General features: G+C 63.1%; 20 protein-coding genes and 2 tRNA genes. 9 read left to right on the top strand and 13 right to left on the bottom strand.

What is annotated here, in order from left to right:
- The first annotated feature begins 81 nt into the window (after positions 1-81).
- Together U5A82_RS11715 and mtgA are read left to right on the top strand one after the other, a co-directional pair.
- Positions 82-1,371 carry an MFS transporter gene (locus U5A82_RS11715; protein ID WP_326291039.1) on the top strand — a complete coding sequence of 430 codons (1,290 nt, stop codon included), beginning with the start codon at positions 82-84 and terminating at the stop codon, positions 1,369-1,371.
- Positions 1,372-1,404: 33 nt separating this feature from the next.
- Positions 1,405-2,097: a monofunctional biosynthetic peptidoglycan transglycosylase gene (gene mtgA, locus U5A82_RS11710; RefSeq protein WP_326291037.1), complete on the top strand. Its 693-nt coding sequence runs from the start codon at positions 1,405-1,407 to the stop codon at positions 2,095-2,097.
- A gap of 181 nt (positions 2,098-2,278) precedes the next feature.
- Here the strand turns inward: mtgA and U5A82_RS11705 are convergent, their stop codons facing one another.
- The 6 genes from U5A82_RS11705 to U5A82_RS11680 all read right to left on the bottom strand — a co-directional run bounded on the left by U5A82_RS11705 (position 2,279) and on the right by U5A82_RS11680 (position 11,021).
- A complete protein-coding gene (locus U5A82_RS11705) occupies positions 2,279-5,620 on the bottom strand; it encodes a TonB-dependent receptor (protein ID WP_326291035.1) in 3,342 nt (1,113 codons plus the stop codon).
- 359 nt (positions 5,621-5,979) lie between these two features.
- Positions 5,980-7,248, bottom strand: coding sequence for an ATP-dependent Clp protease ATP-binding subunit ClpX (clpX, locus tag U5A82_RS11700; RefSeq protein WP_326291033.1), 1,269 nt, complete (start codon positions 7,246-7,248; stop codon positions 5,980-5,982).
- Positions 7,249-7,387: 139 nt separating this feature from the next.
- Positions 7,388-8,023 (bottom strand): ATP-dependent Clp endopeptidase proteolytic subunit ClpP, encoded by a 636-nt coding sequence (clpP, locus tag U5A82_RS11695; protein WP_326291031.1) that lies wholly within the window; start codon positions 8,021-8,023, stop codon positions 7,388-7,390.
- A 90-nt stretch (positions 8,024-8,113) separates the two neighbouring features.
- Complete coding sequence (locus U5A82_RS11690) at positions 8,114-9,115, bottom strand: glycosyltransferase family 2 protein (RefSeq protein WP_326292919.1); 1,002 nt, start codon at positions 9,113-9,115, stop codon at positions 8,114-8,116.
- A gap of 157 nt (positions 9,116-9,272) precedes the next feature.
- Positions 9,273-10,877: a trigger factor gene (tig, locus tag U5A82_RS11685; RefSeq protein ID WP_326291029.1), complete on the bottom strand. Its 1,605-nt coding sequence runs from the start codon at positions 10,875-10,877 to the stop codon at positions 9,273-9,275.
- Positions 10,878-10,936: 59 nt separating this feature from the next.
- Positions 10,937-11,021, bottom strand: a tRNA-Leu gene (locus tag U5A82_RS11680).
- A gap of 124 nt (positions 11,022-11,145) precedes the next feature.
- Between U5A82_RS11680 and U5A82_RS11675 the strand changes: the two genes are divergently transcribed.
- The 3 genes from U5A82_RS11675 (at position 11,146) to U5A82_RS11665 (ending at position 13,093) form a co-directional block, all read left to right on the top strand.
- Positions 11,146-11,343, top strand: coding sequence for a hypothetical protein (locus U5A82_RS11675; RefSeq protein WP_326292918.1), 198 nt, complete (start codon positions 11,146-11,148; stop codon positions 11,341-11,343).
- Between the two features lie 210 nt (positions 11,344-11,553).
- Positions 11,554-12,159, top strand: coding sequence for an RNA polymerase sigma factor (locus U5A82_RS11670; RefSeq protein ID WP_326291028.1), 606 nt, complete (start codon positions 11,554-11,556; stop codon positions 12,157-12,159).
- Positions 12,077-13,093 (top strand): FecR family protein, encoded by a 1,017-nt coding sequence (locus U5A82_RS11665; RefSeq protein WP_326291027.1) that lies wholly within the window; start codon positions 12,077-12,079, stop codon positions 13,091-13,093. Before U5A82_RS11670 ends, U5A82_RS11665 begins: the two co-directional genes overlap by 83 nt.
- 3 nt (positions 13,094-13,096) lie before the next feature.
- On the opposite strand, the gene U5A82_RS11660 is transcribed toward U5A82_RS11665, so the two are convergent.
- The 6 genes from U5A82_RS11660 to U5A82_RS11635 form a co-directional block, all read right to left on the bottom strand.
- Positions 13,097-14,839: an MFS transporter gene (locus U5A82_RS11660; protein ID WP_326291025.1), complete on the bottom strand. Its 1,743-nt coding sequence runs from the start codon at positions 14,837-14,839 to the stop codon at positions 13,097-13,099.
- A 2-nt stretch (positions 14,840-14,841) separates the two neighbouring features.
- Positions 14,842-15,588: an FkbM family methyltransferase gene (locus U5A82_RS11655; RefSeq protein WP_326291024.1), complete on the bottom strand. Its 747-nt coding sequence runs from the start codon at positions 15,586-15,588 to the stop codon at positions 14,842-14,844.
- A complete protein-coding gene (locus U5A82_RS11650; protein ID WP_326291023.1) occupies positions 15,585-16,730 on the bottom strand; it encodes a glycosyltransferase family 4 protein in 1,146 nt (381 codons plus the stop codon). The genes U5A82_RS11655 and U5A82_RS11650 overlap by 4 nt, the downstream gene beginning before the upstream one ends.
- Positions 16,727-18,031, bottom strand: coding sequence for a hypothetical protein (locus U5A82_RS11645; protein ID WP_326291021.1), 1,305 nt, complete (start codon positions 18,029-18,031; stop codon positions 16,727-16,729). The genes U5A82_RS11650 and U5A82_RS11645 overlap by 4 nt, the downstream gene beginning before the upstream one ends.
- Positions 18,028-18,780 (bottom strand): class I SAM-dependent methyltransferase, encoded by a 753-nt coding sequence (locus U5A82_RS11640; RefSeq protein WP_326291019.1) that lies wholly within the window; start codon positions 18,778-18,780, stop codon positions 18,028-18,030. Before U5A82_RS11640 ends, U5A82_RS11645 begins: the two co-directional genes overlap by 4 nt.
- 73 nt (positions 18,781-18,853) lie before the next feature.
- The gene (locus tag U5A82_RS11635; protein WP_326291017.1) at positions 18,854-19,555 is read right to left on the bottom strand and encodes an NAD-dependent deacylase; all 702 of its coding nucleotides are present in this window, start codon (positions 19,553-19,555) and stop codon (positions 18,854-18,856) included.
- 89 nt (positions 19,556-19,644) lie between these two features.
- On the opposite strand from U5A82_RS11635, the gene dapB reads away from it, so the two are divergent.
- The 4 genes from dapB (at position 19,645) to U5A82_RS11615 (ending at position 21,725) form a co-directional block, all read left to right on the top strand.
- Complete coding sequence (dapB, locus tag U5A82_RS11630) at positions 19,645-20,409, top strand: 4-hydroxy-tetrahydrodipicolinate reductase (RefSeq protein WP_326291016.1); 765 nt, start codon at positions 19,645-19,647, stop codon at positions 20,407-20,409.
- A 3-nt stretch (positions 20,410-20,412) separates the two neighbouring features.
- Entirely contained in the window at positions 20,413-21,075 is a 663-nt protein-coding gene (gene nth / locus U5A82_RS11625; RefSeq protein WP_326291015.1) for an endonuclease III, read from the top strand.
- Positions 21,076-21,176: 101 nt separating this feature from the next.
- The gene (locus tag U5A82_RS11620) at positions 21,177-21,575 is read left to right on the top strand and encodes a hypothetical protein (RefSeq protein ID WP_326291014.1); all 399 of its coding nucleotides are present in this window, start codon (positions 21,177-21,179) and stop codon (positions 21,573-21,575) included.
- Positions 21,576-21,648: 73 nt separating this feature from the next.
- Positions 21,649-21,725, top strand: a tRNA-Arg gene (locus U5A82_RS11615).
- 5 nt (positions 21,726-21,730) lie between these two features.
- On the opposite strand, the gene U5A82_RS11610 is transcribed toward U5A82_RS11615, so the two are convergent.
- On the bottom strand, positions 21,731-22,225 hold the full coding sequence (locus U5A82_RS11610; RefSeq protein WP_326291013.1) for a methylated-DNA--[protein]-cysteine S-methyltransferase: 495 nt from the start codon (positions 22,223-22,225) through the stop codon (positions 21,731-21,733).
- Positions 22,226-22,242 lie beyond the last annotated feature (17 nt).

Raw genomic sequence — 22,242 nt, 5'->3', positions numbered from 1 at the left:
TCCCCTTAATGGCCTCTTGACGACATATATGATACCCATCATTTAAAACCAGCCCGTTTGGGGGCAAAGGGGTTCTTCACATTGTCCAACGCTCTTGCCCGTCGTCTGTCCGCGCGGAACATCCATTATGGCTGGGCAGTGGTGGGCGCGACATTCCTGACCATGTTGGTGGTGGCGGGCGCTGTCGGGGCGCCCGGCGTCTTCATCGTGCCGTTGCAGAAGGAGTTCGGATGGAGCGCGGCTGACATCAGCGGGGCGCTGGCCATCCGGTTCCTGCTGTTCGGCGGGATGGGCCCCTTTGCTGCCGCTCTCATGAACCGTTTCGGCGTCCGCCGCATGATGCTGATATCGCTGTCGATCGTCATCGGCGGGCTGCTGCTGTCGTTGGGCATGACCCAGCTTTGGCAACTCATACTGTTGTGGGGCGTGGTCCTTGGCCTGGGTACGGGAATGACCGCCATGGTGCTGGGCGCGACCGTCGCGACGCGCTGGTTCAACCATCGGCGCGGATTGGTGATGGGATTGCTGTCGGCCAGCACGGCGACCGGGCAACTCGCCTTCCTGCCGTTGCTCGCAGGCCTGACGCAGGCGCATGGATGGCGTATCGCATTGCTGCTGATATGCGGCGCGATCGTCGTGGCGGGCTTCGCCGTCATCCTGCTGATGCGGGATCGTCCGGCGGATCTGGGCCTGGCGCCCTATGGCGATACCGAGATGCAGGTCGCGCCGTCCCAGCCCGCAAGCCTGAGCGCGCTATTGGTGACGCCGATCCATGTGCTGCGCGAGGCGGCGCGGGTGCCGACCTTCTGGATCCTGTTCTTTTCCTTCTTCATCTGCGGGGCCAGCACCAATGGCCTGATCCAAACCCATTTCATCGCCATGTGCGGCGATTATGGACTGGCCGCAGTGGGCGCGGCGTCGATGCTGGCCATGATGGGTTTTTTCGATTTCTTCGGGACGTTGGGATCGGGTTGGCTGAGCGATCGGTTCGACAATCGCTGGCTGCTGTTCTTCTATTATGGCCTGCGCGGCCTGTCGCTGCTCTACCTGCCGTTCAGCGACTTTTCGCTCTACAGCCTGTCGATCTTCGCGGTTTTCTACGGGCTGGACTGGATCGCGACGGTGCCGCCGACCGTGAAGCTGACGGCGCAGCGCTTTGGGGCGGAGAAGACGAACATCGTGTTCGGCTGGATTTTTGCCGGGCATCAGTTGGGCGCGGCCAGCGCGGCGCTGGGCGGTGGCCTGGCGCGCACGGCGTGGCAAAGCTACATGCCCGCCTTCATCGTTGCGGGCCTGTTGTGCCTGGTCGGCGCAGCGATGGTGCTGCTGATCAATCGGGACCGGCGGCGGGACACACTCGCCACCGCTTGAACCGGAGGCGGCGGGCGGGCTACCACGGGCGGCATGACCGCACATACACCGCCCCGCCGCCGATTTCGATGGATCATGATTCCGATCAAGATCCTGATCGGATTTATCGCCCTGTCGCTGTTGATGGTGGTCCTCTACCGCTTCGTGCCGCCGCCGGTGACGCTGACGATGCTGTTCGACCCCAACGGGATCACCAAGGATTGGACCCCCCTGGACGATATCGATCCGGATATGGCGCGGGCGGCGATCGCCGGGGAAGATGGCAAATATTGCAGCCATCATGGCTTCGACGTCGACGCCATCGCCAAGGCGGCGATCCACAATGCGAGCGGCGGGCGCATTCGCGGCGGATCGACTATCAGCCAGCAGACGGCGAAGAATGTCTTCCTGTGGCAGGGCGGCGGCTTCGTGCGCAAGGGGCTGGAAGCGTGGTTCACCATGTTGATCGAGGCGATCTGGGGCAAGAAGCGGATCATGGAAGTCTATCTGAACGTCGCGGAGACGGGGATCGGCACCTATGGCGTGCAGGCCGGAGCGATCCGCTACTTCCACCATGGTGCAGGCAAGCTGTCCAAGGCCGAGGCTGCGCGGATCGCGGCGGTCCTGCCGCTGCCCAAAAAGCGCGCCGCCGTCGCGCCGAGCGGCTTTACCAGACGGCACGGCAACACGATTGCGGCGCGGATCGGGTCGGTGCAGCGCGATGGGCTGGATCGCTGCCTGCGGTGAGGGTTTCCCTTAACTTCGCACATTTCCCGCTGATTTTGACATATTGTTACGTGCGGCCGATCCTATCGATATGCTGGCGGTCGAATATAGCGATCGCAGCAACGATAGGGCATCGGACGAACGCATAAGAAAAGGGCGGGGATTGCGCCCCGCCCTTTTCTCTTTTGGATCGATGCGCCCCCTAGAAGGTGAAGCGGGCACCAATACGGATCGTGTAGAGCGACTGACGCGAATAGATCGTGTCGGTCGGCGTCGCGGTCGGCGCCGAGTAACGATACTGAGCGCAGGCCTGGCCGGTGTTGGCAGTCTGCTGACCAGCGGTCGGCGCCGTACCGGTTGCGACCGGTGCGGTCAGGCACTGTCCACGCACGGCAATCACGTTGTAGGGGAACGTGTATTCGCGGATCTGGCCCCACTTCTTGTTGAGGAAGTTCGTGAAATTCTCCACGTCCGCAAACAAAGTGATGCGCGAACCGCCAAGACCCGTTGGGATCTCCTGATCGATATGGAGATCGATCTTGGTGAACCACTTGGCGTTGAAGGCGTTGCGCGGCGCGATCTGCCCGCGGAACTTCCCGAGGCCGGTGCTGGCGATCAGCCCTTCCATATAGGCCTGGGTCGCCGCGCTGTCATAGGACACGAGCGGATCGTTCGCGCTGGTCGGCACATAGAGCAGATAGCGCGAGTTGGAACCGGTGGTACCGAAGATGCCGCTGCGCGCGTTCGACACATCCTGCATCGTGTAGCTGTAGGGCCGACCGATGCGGGTTTCGCCGAACAGGGCGAAGTTGGTCTTGTAGTCACCGAAGAAAGCGTGGCTGAAGTTTACACGATATTTGATATTGTGCTTCACTTCATCGTTCGACGTACCAACGGCCGCGCCGTTGGCGTCAAGGAACGCGCCGTTGCCATAGTTGGACGAAGCGGTCGACGAGGTTGCCGGCGCCTGATCGGTGATATCCTGCCACGTGTAGCTGACACCCAGGTCCAGACCAAAGTCGAAGCTCTTGTCGATACGGGCGACCGCCACATAGCTGCGACCCTTGGTCGTGTTGGTCAGGAACAGGTCGTTGTTCGTGTCGGCGAAGTTCGTGACAGATGCGTAACGAACCCGGCCGTCCGGGGTACGCAATGCCGTTGGCGTGACACGCAGGTCGGTAAAGAACACCTGATTCCGGACCGCAGAGTAGAAGAAGTCTCCACCGAAGTTCCAGCCGTTGCCCAGGAAGGTATCGCGGGGCGACCAGTCTGCCGAGATCGTGCCGCGCCACTGGGAGGGAATCTTGAACTTGTGGTCGAGCGCATTGGTAGGCGCGTTTGCCGACGTCGCAGCATTCGTCACCAGCGTGTTACCGGCAGCCGGGATGGTCGTGCCATTGACGTTATTCAGCACGGCGTTGCCGTTGGGGACATCCGCACCCGTGATGCTGCCATCATTGTTGCGACGCACGTCGATGGTGTTCGACAGGAACCCGGTGTTCGAGAAGCTGTTCGACACATAAACGTCCGGCGAACCGCCAGAGAAGATGCCGCCGCCCGCACGGATCGACAGGTCACTGGTCGGCTTGAAGTCCAGGCCAATGCGCGGCTGGAAGATGCCACGACCGTTGACATAGGCCATGTTGGTGAAGCCGTAGCGGTTCACGAAAGCCTGGTTCAGCGTCGGGCGGCTGTCACCACCATAGACATCGTAACGTGCGCCATAGGCCAGCGTCAGCATGTCGTTGATGCGCCAGGAGTCCTGGATGCCGAAGGTGTAAGACTGATAGCGGAAGCGTGCGGCGGCTTCGTTCGGGTCCAGCGACGGGACGGCATTCTGATAGCGGAAGCGCTGGGCATTGCCAGCCTGGAAGTCCGCGATCGAGTCGAAATAATAGTCGCCAGCCGTCCGCTGAAGGAAGAGGTTGAAGATCTTCGTATCGGAAAATTCGCCGAAGACGCGCAGGTCATGATCGCCCTTGGTCAACCGGGCTTGCACAAGCCCCCCATAGGTGCGGCTGGTGAGTGCGTTGGATTGGCGCGACACGTCGGGGCCGAAGCTGACGGTGCCGAAACCGGGCTGACAAGCCGTCGATGCACCCGACCCGGCGGAGCCGGGGGTCGTTCGATCGGATGTCGGTGCCGTGCAAACCTGGAACTGGGCGAAACCGCGGCCCATGATGGGGTCCTGGCCGCGCTTGTAATCCTTGTAGAAACCACGAACTTCGGTCGAGAAATCGTCGGTCCAATCGGAGTTCAACTGAACCACGCCGGTGTGCAGCTGGTTTGTCGAAACATAGCCGTTGGATTCCAGGCCAAGGCCGGGGTTGCCAGTCGCGAAGGTGTTCTGATTGAGTTGGATCGAGTCCTTCGTGTACATGTAGGTGACCGAGGCGCGTTGCGTATCCGACAGGTTGGCGTCGATACGAGCAACGAGTCGATCGTCGCGATCGTTGTTATTGTTGAGAACGCCACCGGTATCATAGCCATAGCGCGACTGCGCGATGCCCTGAATTTGGCCGACCTGCGCGTCCGTGATGTTGGGGATGACCGTACCGGCGTTGTTGCCCGCCGTGCCTTCGGCGATCGGCAGCGCGGCCCGGATACGCTCGCCTGCGATCATGAAGAACAGCTTGTCCTTGATGATCGGACCGGACAGCTCGGCGCCATAATTCTCATACTTGAAGTTCGGCAGCGTCACACGGCCGGTGGGGACACCCGGGCCAGCCTTGGTCTTCTTGCCGGTCAGTTCGTCCGACGAATAAGCGTAAAAGCCGGTGCCATGGAATTCATTGGTGCCCGATTTCAGAATGGCGTTGATCGCGCCGCCCTGGAAATTGCCCTCGCGCACGTCATAGGGCGCCACCTTGGTCTGGAACTGGCTGATGGCGTCGAAAGGCACGGGCGAACGGCGGGTCGGCAAGCCGTCCGGGTTCAGGCCGAAATTGTCGGTGACGGGCACGCCGTCGATCGAGAAGCGGTTGAAGCGGGCATTCTGCCCGGCGAAGGACACCGCGCGGCCGCCGGTAGGCGTCTCATCCAGGCGCGCGAAGGGATCGCGGCGCATCAGATCACGAACGTCGCGATTGACCGATGCCACCTGCGCGATATCCTCGGCGGTCAGGACAGTCGTGGGGCCGGATGCCTTCGTGCCTGCGCCCACAACCCGCGACGCGGTGACGATGATGGCACCGCCCTGCGAAGTCAGAGCAATCGGCAGGTCATAGGGCTGGGCAACGACAGTGAAGATGTCGGTCACTTCGGTGGTTTCATAGCCATCGGCGGCGATGCGAACCGTGAAGGGACCGCCGACCCGCAGGCCAGACGCATTGAAGCTACCGTTCGCGCTGCTGACGGCATTCGTCACGGTGCCCGACGGAACGTGCGTGATCGTGATCGTCGCATTCCCCAGCGGCGCGCCATCTGCCGTCACCGTACCGCGTACAGACGACGTCGTTTCCTGTGCGTGCACCGGCGCGACCATCGCGGCGGACATCCCCATCGTGGCTACGCCCGCAGCCAACAATATCTTCAAATGTTTCATGTGACCCCTGTCCCTTTTCAAGAATGCCCCGTGGCACGCCTGCTAAAGCTGTCCTGCTCTTGCCGCTCTTTGCAGCTGCTGACGACGGCCCTGTGATGCGTCGATTGCATTTATGTTACAATGCACCCGCAGGACTGTCACAATCCTCCCCTGCCCATCCCGCCTATGCGGTTGGACACATCGCTCATGAACATAAATTATTGATTTTTAATGACTAATCTATTCCTGACACCGCTAGTTTAACGGTGGTGCAATTTTGCAACGCAGCAGGAATTTTTGTGCAGTGCACGGAACAGACATGAAAAAGGGCCGACGATTGCGCGCCGACCCTTAAAATCATACGGGTAAAACTGCCTTAATCAGGCGGCGTCTTCGGCCCGCTTTTCCTTCTCGCTGAATACGCAAATCGGTTCCTTGGTACCGGCGACGACATCCTTGTCGACGACGACCTCGCCCACGCCCTGCATGGAAGGCAGGTCGAACATGGTGTCGAGCAGGATCGCTTCCAAGATAGACCGAAGGCCACGGGCACCGGTCTTACGCTCGATCGCCTTCTTCGCGATTGCGACCAGCGCGTCGTCGGTAAAGCTGAGTTCGACATTTTCCATGTCGAACAGCTTGCCATATTGCTTCACCAGCGCGTTCTTGGGTTCGCCCAGGATCTTGACCAGGGCGGTGACGTCCAAATCTTCCAGCGTCGCGATGACCGGGAGACGACCGACAAATTCGGGGATCAGGCCGAATTTGAGCAGATCTTCCGGCTCGCTGGACTTGAGCAATTCGCCCGTCTTGCGCTCTTCAGGCGCCGCGACATAGGCGCCGAAGCCGATCGACTTGGCTTCGAGACGGTCGCCGATGATCTTTTCCAGGCCCGCGAACGCGCCACCGCAGATGAACAGGATGTTGGTCGTGTCGACCTGAAGGAATTCCTGCTGCGGATGCTTGCGGCCGCCCTGGGGCGGAACGGAGGCGGTGGTTCCTTCCATCAGCTTAAGCAGCGCCTGCTGCACGCCCTCACCCGACACATCGCGAGTGATGGAAGGATTTTCCGCCTTGCGGCTGATCTTGTCGATTTCGTCGATATAGACGATGCCGCGCTGCGCCTTTTCGACATTATAGTCGGACGCCTGGAGCAGCTTGAGGATGATGTTTTCCACATCCTCGCCGACATAGCCGGCTTCGGTCAGGGTCGTCGCGTCGGCCATGGTGAAGGGCACGTCGAACGTCTTGGCCAGGGTCTGCGCGAGCAGCGTCTTGCCGCAACCGGTCGGGCCGACCAGCAGGATGTTGGACTTGGCCAGTTCGACCTCGCCCGGCTTGGAGCCGTGGTTGAGGCGCTTGTAATGATTGTGGACCGCGACCGAGAGGACGCGCTTGGCGCGCTTCTGGCCGATCACATAATCGTCGAGCACGTCGCAGATTTCCTGCGGGGTGGGCACGCCCCCATCCTTCCGTCCGACGAGACCGCCCTTGGTCTCCTCCCGGATGATGTCGTTGCAGAGTTCCACGCATTCGTCGCAGATGAACACGGTCGGTCCCGCGATCAGCTTACGCACCTCATGCTGCGATTTGCCGCAGAAGGAGCAGTAAAGCGTGCTTTTCGAATCCGAACCGGTAAGCTTAGTCATTCGCCATTCTCTCTTCCCCTCCGCCCGCGATCATCAGAACCGCGTTTGGCCGGGGATTTTCTGGTCCAAAGGCCATATTAGACCGGGGCGCGCTCGTTCCACAAGGGAAGAAAGTGGCGCGACCCGGTAAAGATAGTCTTTAAGCGTCGGCAGATTCCGGCGCGGCGGGGCGACGATCGAACACTTCGTCCACCAATCCGAACGCCTTGGCCTCATCCGCTTCGAGGAAGGTGTCGCGATCCATCGCCTTTTCCACCGCTTCCAGGCTCTGGCCGGTATATTTGACGTAGAGGTCGTTCAGGCGACGGCGAATCCGCAGGATTTCCTTGGCCTGGATCTCGATATCCGACGCCATGCCCTGCGCGCCGCCGGACGGCTGATGCACCATGATGCGCGCGTTGCCGAGCGCGATGCGCTTGCCCGGTTCACCTGCGGCGAGGAGGAAGCTGCCCATCGACGCGGCCTGGCCGATGCAGACGGTGCCGACCTGGGGCCGGATATATTTCATCGTGTCGTGGATCGCCATGCCCGCCGTCACCACGCCGCCGGGCGAGTTGATATACATCCAGATGTCCTTTTTCGGATTTTCCGATTCGAGGAACAGAAGCTGGGCGACGATGAGCGAGGCCATGTGATCTTCGACCTGGCCGGTGATGAAGATGATCCGCTCCCGCAGGAGGCGCGAATAGATGTCGAAGCTGCGTTCGCCGCGGTTCGACTGTTCGATGACGATGGGGACCAGCGCGGCCATGGGATCGGACATGATATCGGTCATTGTGCTCTTTCAGTCAGGTGCTTTTGCCCAGCCCCTACATCGGCACAAAAGGCGAATGGTTCAAGGGGGGAACGGTCTGCCGCCGCGCGTTCAGTCGCGACGGGCGAAGTCGGATGGCGCGCGGAAGGCAAGATAGGCGAGCCGCCGCACCTCGCGTCGGCCACGCACCACCGTATCGAGGATGAGGCCGCACATCGCCGACAGTGTCGCCAGAATCATGAGGCCGGTGACGAGGATCGCGGTGGGGAAACGGGGCACAAGGCCGGTTTTGAGATAGGTCACGATCAGGGGCGCGGCGAGGCCGAGACCCAGCGCCGCCAGGAACGCCGCGATGAGGCCGAAGAACAATATCGGCCGTTCGATGCGATAGAGGGTTATGATCGTCCGCAGGATGCGGAAGCCGTCGCGATAGGTGCTGAGCTTGCTGACCGACCCTTCGGGACGGGTGCCATAGGCGGTCATGACTTCGGACACCGGCATGGCGAGTTCGAGCGCATGGACGCTGATTTCCGTCTCGATCTCGAACCCTGCCGACAGGACCGGGAAGCTCTTGACGAAACGGCGGGAGAAGACGCGATAGCCGGAAAGGATGTCGGTGAAGCTGCGGCCGAATAGCTGCTTCAAGAGGCTGGTGAGCGCCCAGTTGCCGAAACGGTGGCCACGGCGATAGGCCGCCTCCACTTCCGATTTGCGCGCGCCCACGACCATGTCGAGATTATCCTCCAGCATGGCGGCGACCATGCGGGGCGCGGCAGCGGCTTCGTAGGTCGCGTCGCCATCGGCCATGATGTAGATGTCGGCGTCGACGTCGGCGAACATGCGGCGGACCACATGGCCCTTCCCCTGCTGGCTGACGCGGCGGACGATGGCCCCTGCCCCGGCGGCGAGTTCGCGGCTGCCATCGCTGCTATTATTGTCGAAGACATAGATATCGGCGTTGGGGAGCGCGCGGCGGAAATCCTGTACCGTCTGCACGATCGCGCCCGCTTCATTATAGCAGGGCAGGATGACCGCGACATGAGGCGCCGCTGTCGCCGTTTCGCCATTTGCTGCAAGGTTTGCTGCGACGTTCACTGGGGGAAATTCCTTCATCGCCTCTACGCCCTGCCCCGCCTTCATGCCGTATCCTCAATGGTGCAAACCCAATGGCGCATCATGATTAAGATTTCGTCTGCCATGCCGCCCGCGAAATGAAAAGCGCCCGTGCTTCTGAGGGAAGCCGGGCGCTTATCATAGCTGTCTGAAGGGTTTATTCAGCCTTGGCGGCCGCCTTCTTGGGAGCGGCCTTCTTCTTGGGCTTTTCCTCGGCGGCGGCGTCTTCAGCCACGGTCTCGTCCTTCTTGGCGGCGGCCTTCTTGGGCGCGGCCTTCTTGGCGGGGGCGGCGTCCTCGGCCTTCGCCTCTTCTGCGGCCGGTTCGGCCTCAGCGGCTTCGGCCTTCTTCTTGGGCGCGGCCTTCTTCTTCGGCTTTTCGTCGTGATGGTCATGACCACAGTCGGGACCATGGACGTGGGGCTTCAGATCGCCATCTTCGGCTTCGATCGCGGCTTCCAGTTCTTCCTTGGTCACGGCGCGGTCGGTGACTTCCGCCTTTTCGAACAGGAAGTCGACGACCTTGTCCTCATAGAGAGGTGCGCGCAGCTGGGCGGCGGCCATCGGGTCCTGGCGGACATATTGCACGAAGCGTTCGCGGTCCTGCGGGCCGTACTGCTGCGCGGCCTGCATGATCAGGCGGTTCATTTCCTGGTCGTTGACGACGACGCCATTGGCCTGGCCGATTTCCGACAGGAGCAAGCCGAGGCGGACGCGACGCACGGCGATGGCGCGATAATCGTCCTTCTCCGCTTCCATTTCGGCGATCGCGGCGGCCGGATCTTCCTCATGGGTCGCTTCATGCTGCAGCTGCTGCCAGATCTGCGCAAATTCGGCTTCCACCATGCTGGGCGGCACGTCGAAATCATGGGCAGCGGCCAGCTGGTCGAGCAGCTTGCGCTTCATATAGGTGCGGGTCAGGCCATTATGTTCCTGCTCGATCTGCCCCTTGAGCAGTTCCTTGAGCTTGTCCAGACCTTCCAGACCCAGCGACTTGGCGAACTCATCGTCCAGCTTGGGCTTGTCGGCGTTCAGGATCGCATGGACGGTGACGTCGAAGGTCGCGGCCTTGCCGGCCAGATGTTCCGCACCATAATCTTCGGGGAAGGTGACCTCGATGGTCTTTTCCTCGCCCTTCTTGACGCCGGTCAGCTGCTCTTCGAAGCCGGGGATGAACTGGCCCGCGCCGATCTTGAGATTGACGCCCTCGGCCGAACCGCCCTCGAAGGCTTCGCCATCGACCTTGCCGACGAAATCGATCTTGAGCGTGTCGCCGTCCGCCGCGGCGTGATCCGCGTCATGTTCTTCGAGCGCGCCCTGCTGGGTCGCGATGCGGCCTGCGGCTTCATCGACCTGCGCGTCGGCGACTTCGACGGTCAGACGCTCAAGCTTGAGACCATCGACGCTGGGGGTCGCGATTTCGGGCAGCACTTCCAGTTCGACCTTGATTTCGGCGTCCTTGCCGAACTCGAAGCCTTCGTCCAGTTCGACCGACGGCTGCATCGCGGGACGCAGCTTCTGGTCGGCGATCAGCGTCTGGATGCTTTCCTGGATGCTGTTGTTGAGCGCGTCGCGTTGCAGCGATTCACCATGCATCTTCTTGACGAGGTTGGCAGGCACCTTGCCGGCGCGGAAGCCGGGCATGCGCACCTGCGGTGCGATCGCCTTCACTTCCTTGTCGACACGGGCGTCGATATCCTTCGACGTGATGGTTACGGTGTAGGCGCGCTTAAGGCCCTCGTTCAACGTCTCGACAGTCTGCATCTCTTCTCTCAAACGCTTTCTTCAGCTGAATTTCGGTGGCGTCGCGCCAGGCGGCGCACTGGTGCGGGCGAAGGGACTCGAACCCCCACATCTTGCGATACCAGAACCTAAATCTGGCGCGTCTACCAGTTTCGCCACGCCCGCATCGGTCGCCGGTCGGCGCGGCATAGAGAAAAGCGCAGGAAGAGGCAAGGGATAGTGGAACATCCCCTGGAACCCGCGATACTGCCCGAACGTAGGGTCTATGCATTACACAGGAGAGACAAAGATGGCGACCCGCCCCGACACCGGACCCGATGGCGTCCCGCCGCCCGACACCATCCAGCCCCAGTCCCCCGACGAACTGCCGGCACCCAACACGCCGGACGAAACCCCGATGACCGAGCCGGATGAAATTACACCAATTGGCCCGGATTACGACCAGCCCGACTCCGCGCCTTCGGAAGTGCCCCCGCCCCCCGACTAAGGCTGACCGCATGGCGGATACAGACATAGCTGTGCGTTCTACGCCACATATCCACAATTATTTTACGCGGCCGGGAACAATTTTGGTCGATCGCGACAATATGCCCCATTGGCGGCTGGACAGACCCCTGCATCCATGATTGAAATATGTCACAGATAAGACAGTGACAAAAAATCAGGAGAGACGCGGCTGACATATAAGGGGGTCATCGTGCATAGGGTTCGCGCTAAACTGGAATGGTTCAAGACGGTGATCCTGCCACAGGAAGCCGCCCTTCGTGGTCGCCTGCGCAGGATATTGCCGTCCACTCATGAACTGGAAGACATGGTCGCCGAGGTTCTGGCCCGCGCCTATGCCACGGAAAATTGGGAGAATGTGACGACAGGCCGCGCCTATCTGTTCACCATCGCCCGCAACCTCGTCATCGACACCGCCCGCCGTAACAAGGTGGTCAGCTTCGAAACCATCGCCGACCTGGAATTGCTGGGTGGCGAGAATAATATCGAAGCGCAGCTGCATGCCCGCGAGGCACTGCGCCAGGTCGAGGCGATCGTCGAGTTGCTGCCGCCCCAATGCAAGCGCGTCTTCATTCTTCGCCGCATCCACGAAAAATCGATGCTGGAGATAGCGGAGGAGATGGCCCTGTCCGTTTCTACTGTTGAAAAACATCTGGCCAAAGCCATCGCGATAGTTATGCGGGCCTGGGCAGAACGTGAGGAAACGGACTTCGAGCGTGCAGGCGTCGGGACCAGGTTCGAGCAGCGCAGACAGGGGCGCGATAGAAGCGCAAGCCGCGCGCCTGCTGGCCAGGCTTAACAGCGCCCCCACGCCTGAGGACGAGTCGGAGATTTGCGCCTGGGTCGAAAGCGACCCGCGCCATGCCGTTGCCTTCGCCCGCGCCGAAGCCGCCTGGGAAGCCGCCGAGCGATTGAAGAGCGCCGCGGCCGATGTTACCCTGCCCCCGCTGGCGCAGATCGTCAGCGAAGAACAGCAGCGCCGCCTGTCGCGCAACATCATGATCGCCGCTGCCGCCGCGGTCCTGTTCTTCCTGGTCGCCGCCGTGGTTACGGTCCGCACGTTCAGCGGCACCGATCGCTATCAGACCAGCATCGGGCAATCGCGCGACATCGCGCTGGATGACGGCTCCATCCTCCACCTCAACAGCAACAGCGAAGCCGAAGTGCGCTTCACGGCGAACGGCCGAAAAGTGCGCGTGATCAAGGGCGAGGCGTCGTTCGACGTCGCCCATGATGAAGAGCGCCCCTTCGACGTCGAGGCGCGGTCTGCGGTGATCCGCGCGGTCGGGACGGCCTTCAACGTGCGGATGCGCCCGTCGATCGTGGAACTGACGGTGACGAAGGGCGCGGTGACGGTCCATTCGGGCGGGAGCGCCGCGCAGAAGGTGGCTGCGGGCGCGGGCGCGGTCATCCAGCCGCGCACGATCGCGGTGACGCATCTTGGTCCCAAGCTGATCGACCAGCGAACCGCATGGCGCGAACAGATGGTCGAACTGGATGGGGAGACGATCGATCAGGCGGCGGGCGAGTTCAATCGGTACAGGGCTGCGCCGATATTGATCGGCGATACGCGCGTGTCGGCCCTGCGCATCGGCGGACGTTTTCGCACCAGCGACAGCCAGGCTTTTCTGTCGGCGCTGCAATTGAGCCTGCCGATCCGCGCGGTGCAGGGCGAAGATGGATCGGTGATGCTGCTTTACCGCGACGAGGCGCCTGCGATAGCGGCCAACTGACGGCTACATCGCGTTGTCGGCGGCGTTCAGCGCGTCGTCAAAATTGTCGGGCAGCGGCGGCTGAACCGGGCGGTCGCAGCCTTCTTCCTTCATATGCGCGCGCAGGGCGTCCATCCGGCCAAGGTTCCAGCGCGCCAGCGGCACGCCGAGCGGCCGAAATTCGGCGCGGTCGAACAATTCCACGACGTAGGATTTGCACAGTTCGTCCACCTGATCGAGCGAGAGCATGCCAAGGTTCATCACCATCGGCTTGCCCGGCACGCCGTTGCGGCCCCGGACCAGATCGGTGACATAGAGGCCGCCGCGTGGATCGACCAGAACGACATCGGCCTGGCTCGAATCGATCAGACGGTGGCTGGCCGCATAGGGCGCGACGAATTCGTGCGTTCGCCAGACGAGGAAGATGCTGGCCAGCGCGGTGATGCACAGGCCGATGACCAGGGGGCGTAATGCCCCCTGCGGCCGGAAGCGCGCCCAGCCCAGCCCCGCGAGCAGGCAGAAGGGACCGATGAAGCCATGGGCGTAGCGGAATCCCCAGCCATAGCCCTGCGCAAGCGCGAGCAGACTGCCCGCCAGACACCCCAAGGCCAGAGGCAGCGCGATTTCCTGCCCCCGGATCATCGTGCGCCAGCGCATCCCCGCCATGCCCAGCATGGCGAGCGGCACCATGAGGATGTTGCTCCAGGCGACATAGCGGGTGAGGTTCACCAGCGGTTGCCAGCGGTCGCCCAGCCGTTCGAACAGGCTGCCGACCTTGTCCGCGACGCCGGCGGACGGGCGGACGTCGGTGGGCGCGCCGAGCGCATGGAGCAGATATCCCGGCCAGAGCTTTGCCCAGATGATGACGATCGCCACGATCGTGAGCGCGTGGAAGGCCGCGACCGTCCAGCGCCGGGCGAGCAGCATCCACAGGATGAAGGGCAGGATGAAGATGGGCGGGAAATGCCATTGATGCAGCCCGGCCGCCACCAGCGCGACGACGCCCGCAGTGACATGACCGACCACGCCACCGCGCAGCACGAGCGCCAGCCAGATCATGTTGAGCGCGAAATGGCCCGTCATCGCATAGGGGGTCATCGCCGTGACCCAAAGCTGGCTGGATGAAAAGCCCAGTAGCACCGTCACCCAGACCGCGTCGGGGCGATCGGGCATCAGGTGCAGCGCCACCCGCCACAACGCTAACAGGCCCGCCATCAGCAGCACGGGACCGGCCAGATTGGGGTCGCCCAACTGCCAGAAAATGGCCTGGATCGCGCTGTTCACCGGCAGATAGGCCGCCGTCCAATAATCCGCCGCGCCGAAGGGCGAGAAAAATTCGGGCATGATCGCGCGGCGATAGGGTTCCCATTCGATGGGGATGGGGCGTGCGAACAGCCCTTCGCGCATATAGGCGGCGGCGAAGCGGGCGACCTCCTCGTCCCGGCTGATCGCATAATCCTGGAACAGCGCATAATGGCCCGCCCAGGCCGCCATGCCGAGCAGGACGATCAAGGGCACGACGATCCGCGCGGTCGGCCGGGGCAGCGTGATCCCCTTCCCCTCCGCCCAGGGCGCGGCGAGCGCGAGCAGCAGCAGCGAGCCGAGCAGGACCGGGAAATCCTGGTCCAGCAGCAGGATCACCGCCAGGCTGACGCCCTGCCGATAGGTGACGTGCCAAAGGAAGGTCGCGCCCAGCCACAGCGCCAGGCCGATCGCTCCCGCCAGGAACAGGCGGCGGGCGCTGACGAATCGGACGGCGGCCTCCATGGTCAGGCCGTCACCAAAGTCCGGTTGACGAAGATGCCGTCCATTTCGACCAGCAGGGGGAAATGCCCCTTGTTGTTGGCGAAGAAGGCTGAGGGGACGAACCCTTTCGCCTCCAGCCAGTCGATCATCGCGCGATAGCCGGTGCCGCCTTCATAGATGGGGCGGACGCCCAGTTCGGTCTGGATGCCGAGAATGTCTGCGATGATGGCGCCTGCGCCTTCGCAGACGGAAAGGTCGTGGCCCTGCGTATCCATCTTCAGGAACGGACGGGTGAAGCCATGCTGCGCCTGGAGTTCAGGCAGCAGCGTGTCGAGGCGACGGCATTGCATCTCGACCGTTTTTGTCACCCTGTTGCGGTCGGCGAAGATGGCGTCCTGTGCATCCGACGGTTTTTGGAGCGAGCTGAACTGGTCGGCGGCCATGATGTTGAAACTGGCGGGACCTTCGAAATCGGACAGCGCCACGTTGAAGACATGCCATTTGCGATCGGACGCCGCCTGTTTTTGCAGTTCGGCGAAGATGTCAGGATTGGGTTCGAAGGAGAGGATCAGGCCTTTATAGCCTGCGTCCTTGCGCAGCATCGTTGCATATTGGCCGCGATTGGCGCCGACGTCGAACAGGCAGTCGATGGCGAAGGCGGACAGGAAACGCTTCAACGCCTGGATTTCGGGATATTGGTGGACGCGTCCGGCCAAAGCCAGGCGCAGGCCCAGGGCGCGGTCGCCCAGTTCGCGGCGATAGCGGTTCATGCGCGCGCGGCCAGCACGGTTTCGTAGATGCCGATCGTCGCCACCGCCATATCCTTCCAATCACCCATAGCCTGTCCATAGGCCCGCGCCTGCGCGCTATGGCTTTGCCTGATGGCCGCGCTTTCAATCAGCGGCAAGAGGGCTTGGGCCAGGGCGGGTGCATTTCCGGCCTTCGCCTTGGCCGCGACGCCGTCCGGCAACTGCCCGAACATGCCCGCGTCGGACGTCACCATCGCCTTGCCATGATGGAGCGCGGACAGGAACGCGCCGCTCGAATCGATATGGCGATAGGGGAAAACGATTATGTCGGCGCGCATCATATGCGCGTCCAGGCGGGATTCGGTGAGGAAGCCGAAATCGGTAATCAGGCGGTCGGCAAAGCCCGCCTGGCGGACGGTTTCGACCAGCGAGGCGACGTCCATGAAAGGCTTGCCCGCCAGCACGAGTTCAAAGACATGGCCCGCACGCCACAGTGTCAGGCAGGCTTCGATCAGGATGTCGACGCCTTTATAAGGGCGGATCGTGCCGAAGAAGAGCAAACGGGGAACGGTGGGCGCCGGCATAGCGGCGAGGTCGGTCCGCGTAGCGGGCGCGAGGCGCATTGGCGGATGCGGCGTCACATGGATGCGGCCGGGATCGATCCCCTGCCCCATCAGCGCGGCGCGCGTGGTGTCGCCATGCACGACCAGCGCATCAAACTGGTCGAGCAGCGCGCGATAGCCGCGCCCCTGCACGCCCGCGTCGGCATGATAGGCGTCGGCATTGTGGACGGTGTGGACCAGCGCCGTGCGCCCTTTGAGGCGTTTCAGCATCAGGGCGTCGGCCGGGGCCAGCGGGAGCCATTGGACATGGACGATGTCGGCCTGACTTAAGGGGGCAATGTCGCCGACTGTGCAGGCGAAGGCATATTCCACAGCCTTGGCGATGCGGAAGGCGCGGCCTTCGCCCTTCCGCGCACGGAGCGCTTCGCTATGGCGGAAATAATGGGGGTGATAGGCATAGCCCTGCGGCGTGATGGCATCGGTGTCGCGCATCGGCCGGGCCAGAAGCGTGACGTCTGCCCCCTGCCCTCCCAATGCAGCGCACAGGCTGTCGTCATAGCGCCCGGTGAAGAGCGAGGGATCGACCATGGCGACCTTCATGCGCGCATCAACCCGCGCAGAGAGACGAGGTGCAGGGCAGCGACGCCGACCAATGTCAGCGCATAGAGCGCGAGGAAGGCGAGGTCGAAGCGCTGCGGCCAGAACAGCAGGGCAAGCGGCGCGCTGGCCAATGATCCGGCGAGGAAGGGCAGCGATCGGGCGAGCAATTCGCCAAAGCGCCCGAGTGCCGCCTGCACATAGACCGATACGCAGAGCAATGTCAGCGCGGCGAGCGCCAGGACGATGAGCATGATGTCCGCGCGATCGATCGCGGCGCGACCGTCGAACAGGAGTGAGAACAGCCGGTCGCCCGCGAAGAGCAGCAGAGCGGACAGGCCGAGCGCGAACAGCATCGCGGCCGCCAGCGCGCGACCCAGCAACTGGCGCAGACGCACCCGGTCGCCCGCATGATAGGCGCGGGTGATGCGGGGCAAGGCGGCCTCCACCGTCGCGCGCACCAACATGGACAGCGAACGCGACATCTTGAAGAAGAAATCGAAGACCAGCATCGGCCGCGCGTCATTGGTGGCGAGGGCGATGGTGAAATAGGGCGCGTTGTAGGCGACGATGTCGGACACGGTGAAGGCGGCCGACGCGCCGATATCGCGCAGATAATGGGCACGGACATGGCCGCCGCCGACGCGGAAGGCGAGCCACTGGCACCGGCTCATGCCAAGGCGGCGGTGGACCTGACCGATCGCATAACCGATCACCGCGATACTGACCGCCAGTTGCAGCGCGACCGACAGGCTGGGGTCCAGGCCCGACAGCATCGCGAGCAGCAGGCCGATCGTCACGACGCGCCGGGCGCAGTCGAGCCCTTCCCACAGGACGTTGCCGTCCACTGCTGCAAGCGCCCGCTTGGCGAGCAAGGCGGGCAGATTGAGGCAGGCGGACAGGAAGAAGAGCAGGAAAAGCAGCGGCAAGCCGGTCGCCAGCCAGCCCAAGGCCAGCGCGGCGAGCAGGATCAGCGTGGCACCCGCGACCAGCAGAGCGAGGAAGAGGAACAGCACGCCCATTTCCTCCAGCCGGAAGCCACCGTCGTCTGCCGCCGCATCGTCGCTCGACAGCCAGTGGCGACGCAGCCGCGCATAAATGATGCTGGTGAGGCCGAATTCCGCCGAGATGGTGAAGTTACCAAAGGCGACGAGCAGCAGGAACGCCTGAAACTCCGCGATCGGCAGGACGCGCACGAACACGAAGGTGACGGCGAAGCCCCAGATCAACACCAGCCCGACATTGGCGAGCTTCACCAGCGCGAGGAAGCGGGCCGAGCCTTCCAGCCGCGCGAGGCGGCTCACCGTGCGATGTCTCCGCCCGGCTTGCGCGCGCGGAACAGACGGTCGTCCAGCCCGTGAAAATAGCGTGTGTCGGTGTCGATCGCGGCCGCGTCGATCTCTTCCAGATCGAAACCGGCGGCGCGGATGCGATCGGCGAAATCGGGGCCATATTGGCGGACATGATCCCACTGGCCAAAGCGTCGTTCCCGTTCGCGCGGGGGGATGTCGAAGCTGCCATCCTCGGTCGGCTTGTCCCACAGTGGGACGATCAGCCAGGCTTCGCCGCCGGGTTTGAGCGCGCGATGGATGTTGCGCAGCACAGCCATGTCGTCAGGCACATGCTCCATCACATGGCTGGCGTAGAACAGGTCGTAGCGGTCGCTGTCGGAGAGGTCCATCAGGTCGACGCGGGCCATGTTCGCGACGGCGTAGCGCGACGGATCGAGGTCGGCAGGCGTATAGTCGGCCGCGACGGCGAAGCGGTGGACCAGGCTGGCTTCATTGGGAGCCATGTGCAGGATCGCGCCGTCGGTCGGCACTTTGAGCATGCCCTGCTGGATCAACCAGTTCATCAGCCGTTCGCGCGGGGATGCGCCGCATTGCGGGCAGCCCCATTCGCCATTGTCGCCATAGCGGAAGAAACCGACGACGGCCGCGCCGCAGGCCGGACAGCTTCGCGTCGCGCGCGCGCCCAGCGCCTTGCGCAGCTTGAGCGCCGCCTTGGTCAGATGCTTGCCGGCGGCCTTGGCCACCCGCTGGACAGTAATCACCGATCGCTCCGCACAGGGATGTTGAAAGGCCGCGCTATACTATAAGCGCCGGGCAATGCGAGGGCTTTCCGGTTCAGGCCAGCAGTTCGCGCACCAGATCGGGCACCAGCAGGCTGGCCGGACCGAGCCGTGTTTCCTCGAAATAGAGGCTGCCCGCAGACGGATCGAGATTGAGTTCCAGCGTGCGTGCGCCGACGTGACGGGCGGTCTGGACGAAACCGGCGGCGGGATAGACTGCGCCCGACGTGCCGATCGATACGAACAGGTCCGCGTCACGGACGGCATCGTCAATCCGCTCCATATCATAGGGCATTTCGCCGAAGAAGACGATGTCGGGGCGCAGGCGCGGCTGGCCGCAGCCGTCGCAGGTGCTGCCCGGCGGCAGGGCGTGAGCCCAAGGGACTGCCTTGTTGCACACGGCGCACAGCGCGGATTTGAGTTCACCATGCATGTGGATCAGCCGCCTCGCTCCGGCGCGTTCGTGCAGGTCGTCCACATTCTGGGTGACGATCAGCAAGTCGCCCGCCCATGCGGCGTCGAGGGCGGCGAGCGCGTGATGCGCGGCATTGGGTTGAACATCCGCCAGCTTTGCCCGGCGTTCATCGTAGAAGCGATGCACCAGCGCCTCGTCGCGGGCCAGTGCTTCGGGCGTACAGACATCCTCCACCCGATGCCCCTCCCACAGGCCGTCCGGGCCGCGAAAGGTGGCGAGGCCGCTTTCGGCCGAAATGCCTGCGCCGGTAAGGATGACGATGTTCCGGATGTCTTGGGTCATGGCGGGCTTTTAGAGAATGCGTCGAGGGATGACAAAGCCGTTCCGCTCTGGCATCGGCCGAAGCCTATAGTGGGAACGGAAACAGAGCCATGACGACGATCGGCATATTCGGGGCGGCGGGCCGCATGGGGCGCGCGATCGCACAGGTCGTGACGGAGGCTGGCCTGGGCCTGTCGGGCGGCACCGATCGCGATCCGTCAGGCGAGATCGCGCCGGGCATCGCTATGACAGCCGATCCGCTGGCGCTGGCCGAAGCGAGCGACGTGCTGATCGACTTTTCGGTGCCGGGTGCGCTGGGCGCGCATCTGGACGCGTGTATCGCTGCGCGCAAACCGATCCTGATCGGTACGACCGGGCTGGAGCCAGTACACCACGCCCTGATCGACGAAGCGGCCAAGCATGTTGCGGTGTTGCAGACGGGCAATACGTCGCTGGGCGTCAACCTGCTCGCCGCGCTGGTGGAGCAGGCGGCGGCGGGCCTGGGCGACGATTGGGACATCGAGATCGTGGAGATGCATCACCGGCACAAGGTCGATGCGCCATCGGGCACGGCGTTGTTGCTGGGCGAAGCGGCGGCGCGCGGGCGCGGGATCGCGCTGGCCGCGCATAGCGAGCGCGGACGCGACGGCATCACCGGCGCACGGGCGCAGGGCGCGATCGGCTTTGCCGCGCTGCGCGGCGGATCGGTGGCGGGCGACCATCAGGTGATCTTCGCGGCCGAGGGCGAGCGGATCGAAATCGGCCATCGCGCCGAAAACCGCAGCATCTTCGCGCGTGGCGCGGTGAAGGGCGCGCGCTGGCTGGTCGCGCAGCCGACCGGGCGTTACGACATGAAGGGCGTGCTGGGGCTGTAAGCCGTGAACAAGGCGCAGATCTTCGATTTTTTCAGCCGCCTGGCGGAGGCCAATCCCGCGCCGGTGACGGAGCTGGAATATGGCAATCCCTATCAATTGCTGGTCGCGGTGACGCTGTCCGCGCAGGCGACCGATGTCGGCGTGAACAAGGCGACGCGCGCGCTGTTCCGCGAAGTTCAGACCCCGCAACAGATGGTCGATCTGGGCGAAGACGGACTGAAAACGCATATCAGGACGATCGGCCTGTTCAATACCAAGGCCAAGAACGTCATCGGCCTGTCGGAGATATTGGTGCGCGATTTCGGCGGTCAGGTGCCGGAAGACCGGGACACGCTGACCACCCTGCCCGGTGTCGGGCGCAAGACCGCCAACGTCGTGGTGAATACCGCCTTCGGCCAGGAAACCTTCGCCGTCGACACCCATATCTTTCGCGTGGGGAACCGGACGGGGCTGGCGCCGGGCAAGACTGTGCTGGCGGTCGAGCAGAAGCTGGACAAGCATGTGCCGGGGCCATTCCGCCGCGACTCGCATCATTGGCTGATCCTGCATGGCCGCTATGTGTGCAAGGCGCGGCGGCCCGAATGTTGGCGCTGCATCGTGGCGGACCTGTGCCGCTTCAAGCCCAAGACGCCTGCGCCGCAGGGATCGGTGTCCAAGGCTGCCTGAACGCGAAGGCCGTTCTCATCCTGTTCAGGACCGCAGCGTTAGGAGATGACGGAAAGAGTCGCGCAGTGCCGTCGATTCGGCGTCATATGAGGAGAGAAGCCATGTCCGCCCGCCGCGCCCTTGCCCCCGCTGCCCGTTTTGCCCTGTATGCCGCGTTTGCCGGCATAGCCCTTCCCGCCTTGGCCAAGGATAAGCCCGATCCCTATGTCGCAAAGGGCAAGCCGGTCGATTGCATCCAGATCGGATCGATCCGATCGACCGACGTGCGCGACGACCGTACCATCGACTTCATCATGAACGGCAAGAAAGCCTATCGCAACATATTGCCCAATAGCTGCCCCAGCCTGGGCTTCGAAAAGCGATTCCTCTACAAGACCAGCCTGTCGCAGCTCTGTTCGGTGGATATCATCACCGTGCTGTGGAATGGCGGTCCGGGATTGCAACCGGGCGCCAGTTGCGGGCTGGGCAAATTCCAGCCGATCGAGAAAGCCGCGAAATAAGATCGGTCGAGGCGATTTTGCCGCTGGCGCAGGGCCTAGGACTTTGCTACCCGCCCCTCCTGACCAGCGTCATGCACCCATAGCTCAGCTGGATAGAGCGTTGCCCTCCGAAGGCAAAGGCCAGTGGTTCGAATCCACTTGGGTGCACCACTTTCTCATAATAGCCGATCGCCGCTCTGCTCGAAATCGAGCAGCCAGCGTTTGGCGTCCATGCCGCCGGCAAAGCCGGTCAGCGCGCCTTTCGCGCCTATTACGCGATGGCAGGGTGCGATGATCGAGATGGGGTTGCGGCCATTGGCGGCGCCGACCGCGCGGCTGGCAGTGGGATGCCCGATCGCGCGGGCGATCTCTCCATAGCTGCGGGTTTCGCCATAGGGGATGGTCACAAGCGCGGCCCACACTTTTTGCTGGAAATCCGTGCCGCGGAAATCCAGCGGGACGGCGAAATGCCGTAACTTTCCCGTGAAATATTCGGTCAGTTCTGCGCTGGCGGTTTTCAGGATCGGATGATCGTGGAGTGTCTGACGGACCGCCAGCCTGACGCGGGCGGGGTCGTCGTCCTGCCACAGAATAGCCACAAGGCCATCGTCGCTGGCGACCAGGGTCAGGTCGCCTACCGGGGACGGGAAAACCGTTTCGAAGAGGCCCATAAAAATCTCCGCTATTC

Origin of the sequence: Sphingobium sp. CR2-8 (assembly GCF_035818615.1) — a bacterium.
Classification (GTDB): Bacteria; Pseudomonadota; Alphaproteobacteria; order Sphingomonadales; family Sphingomonadaceae; genus Sphingobium.
The sequence above is the reverse complement of the archived record's forward strand: the minus strand, read 5'-3'. Positions and strand labels throughout refer to the sequence as shown.

Bases quoted from the DNA above. Each gene is read 5' to 3' on its own strand.
- mtgA (WP_326291037.1), top strand. From the start codon at position 1,405: ATGACCGCACATACACCGCCCCGCCGCCGATTTCGATGGATCATGATT.
- U5A82_RS11705 (WP_326291035.1), bottom strand. From the start codon at position 5,620: ATGAAACATTTGAAGATATTGTTGGCTGCGGGCGTAGCCACGATGGGG.
- clpX (WP_326291033.1), bottom strand. From the start codon at position 7,248: ATGACTAAGCTTACCGGTTCGGATTCGAAAAGCACGCTTTACTGCTCC.
- clpP (WP_326291031.1), bottom strand. From the start codon at position 8,023: ATGACCGATATCATGTCCGATCCCATGGCCGCGCTGGTCCCCATCGTC.
- U5A82_RS11690 (WP_326292919.1), bottom strand. From the start codon at position 9,115: ATGAAGGAATTTCCCCCAGTGAACGTCGCAGCAAACCTTGCAGCAAAT.
- tig (WP_326291029.1), bottom strand. From the start codon at position 10,877: ATGCAGACTGTCGAGACGTTGAACGAGGGCCTTAAGCGCGCCTACACC.
- U5A82_RS11675 (WP_326292918.1), top strand. From the start codon at position 11,146: ATGGCGACCCGCCCCGACACCGGACCCGATGGCGTCCCGCCGCCCGAC.
- U5A82_RS11660 (WP_326291025.1), bottom strand. From the start codon at position 14,839: ATGGAGGCCGCCGTCCGATTCGTCAGCGCCCGCCGCCTGTTCCTGGCG.
- U5A82_RS11655 (WP_326291024.1), bottom strand. From the start codon at position 15,588: ATGAACCGCTATCGCCGCGAACTGGGCGACCGCGCCCTGGGCCTGCGC.
- U5A82_RS11650 (WP_326291023.1), bottom strand. From the start codon at position 16,730: ATGAAGGTCGCCATGGTCGATCCCTCGCTCTTCACCGGGCGCTATGAC.
- U5A82_RS11635 (WP_326291017.1), bottom strand. From the start codon at position 19,555: ATGACCCAAGACATCCGGAACATCGTCATCCTTACCGGCGCAGGCATT.
- dapB (WP_326291016.1), top strand. From the start codon at position 19,645: ATGACGACGATCGGCATATTCGGGGCGGCGGGCCGCATGGGGCGCGCG.
- U5A82_RS11620 (WP_326291014.1), top strand. From the start codon at position 21,177: ATGTCCGCCCGCCGCGCCCTTGCCCCCGCTGCCCGTTTTGCCCTGTAT.
- U5A82_RS11610 (WP_326291013.1), bottom strand. From the start codon at position 22,225: ATGGGCCTCTTCGAAACGGTTTTCCCGTCCCCGGTAGGCGACCTGACC.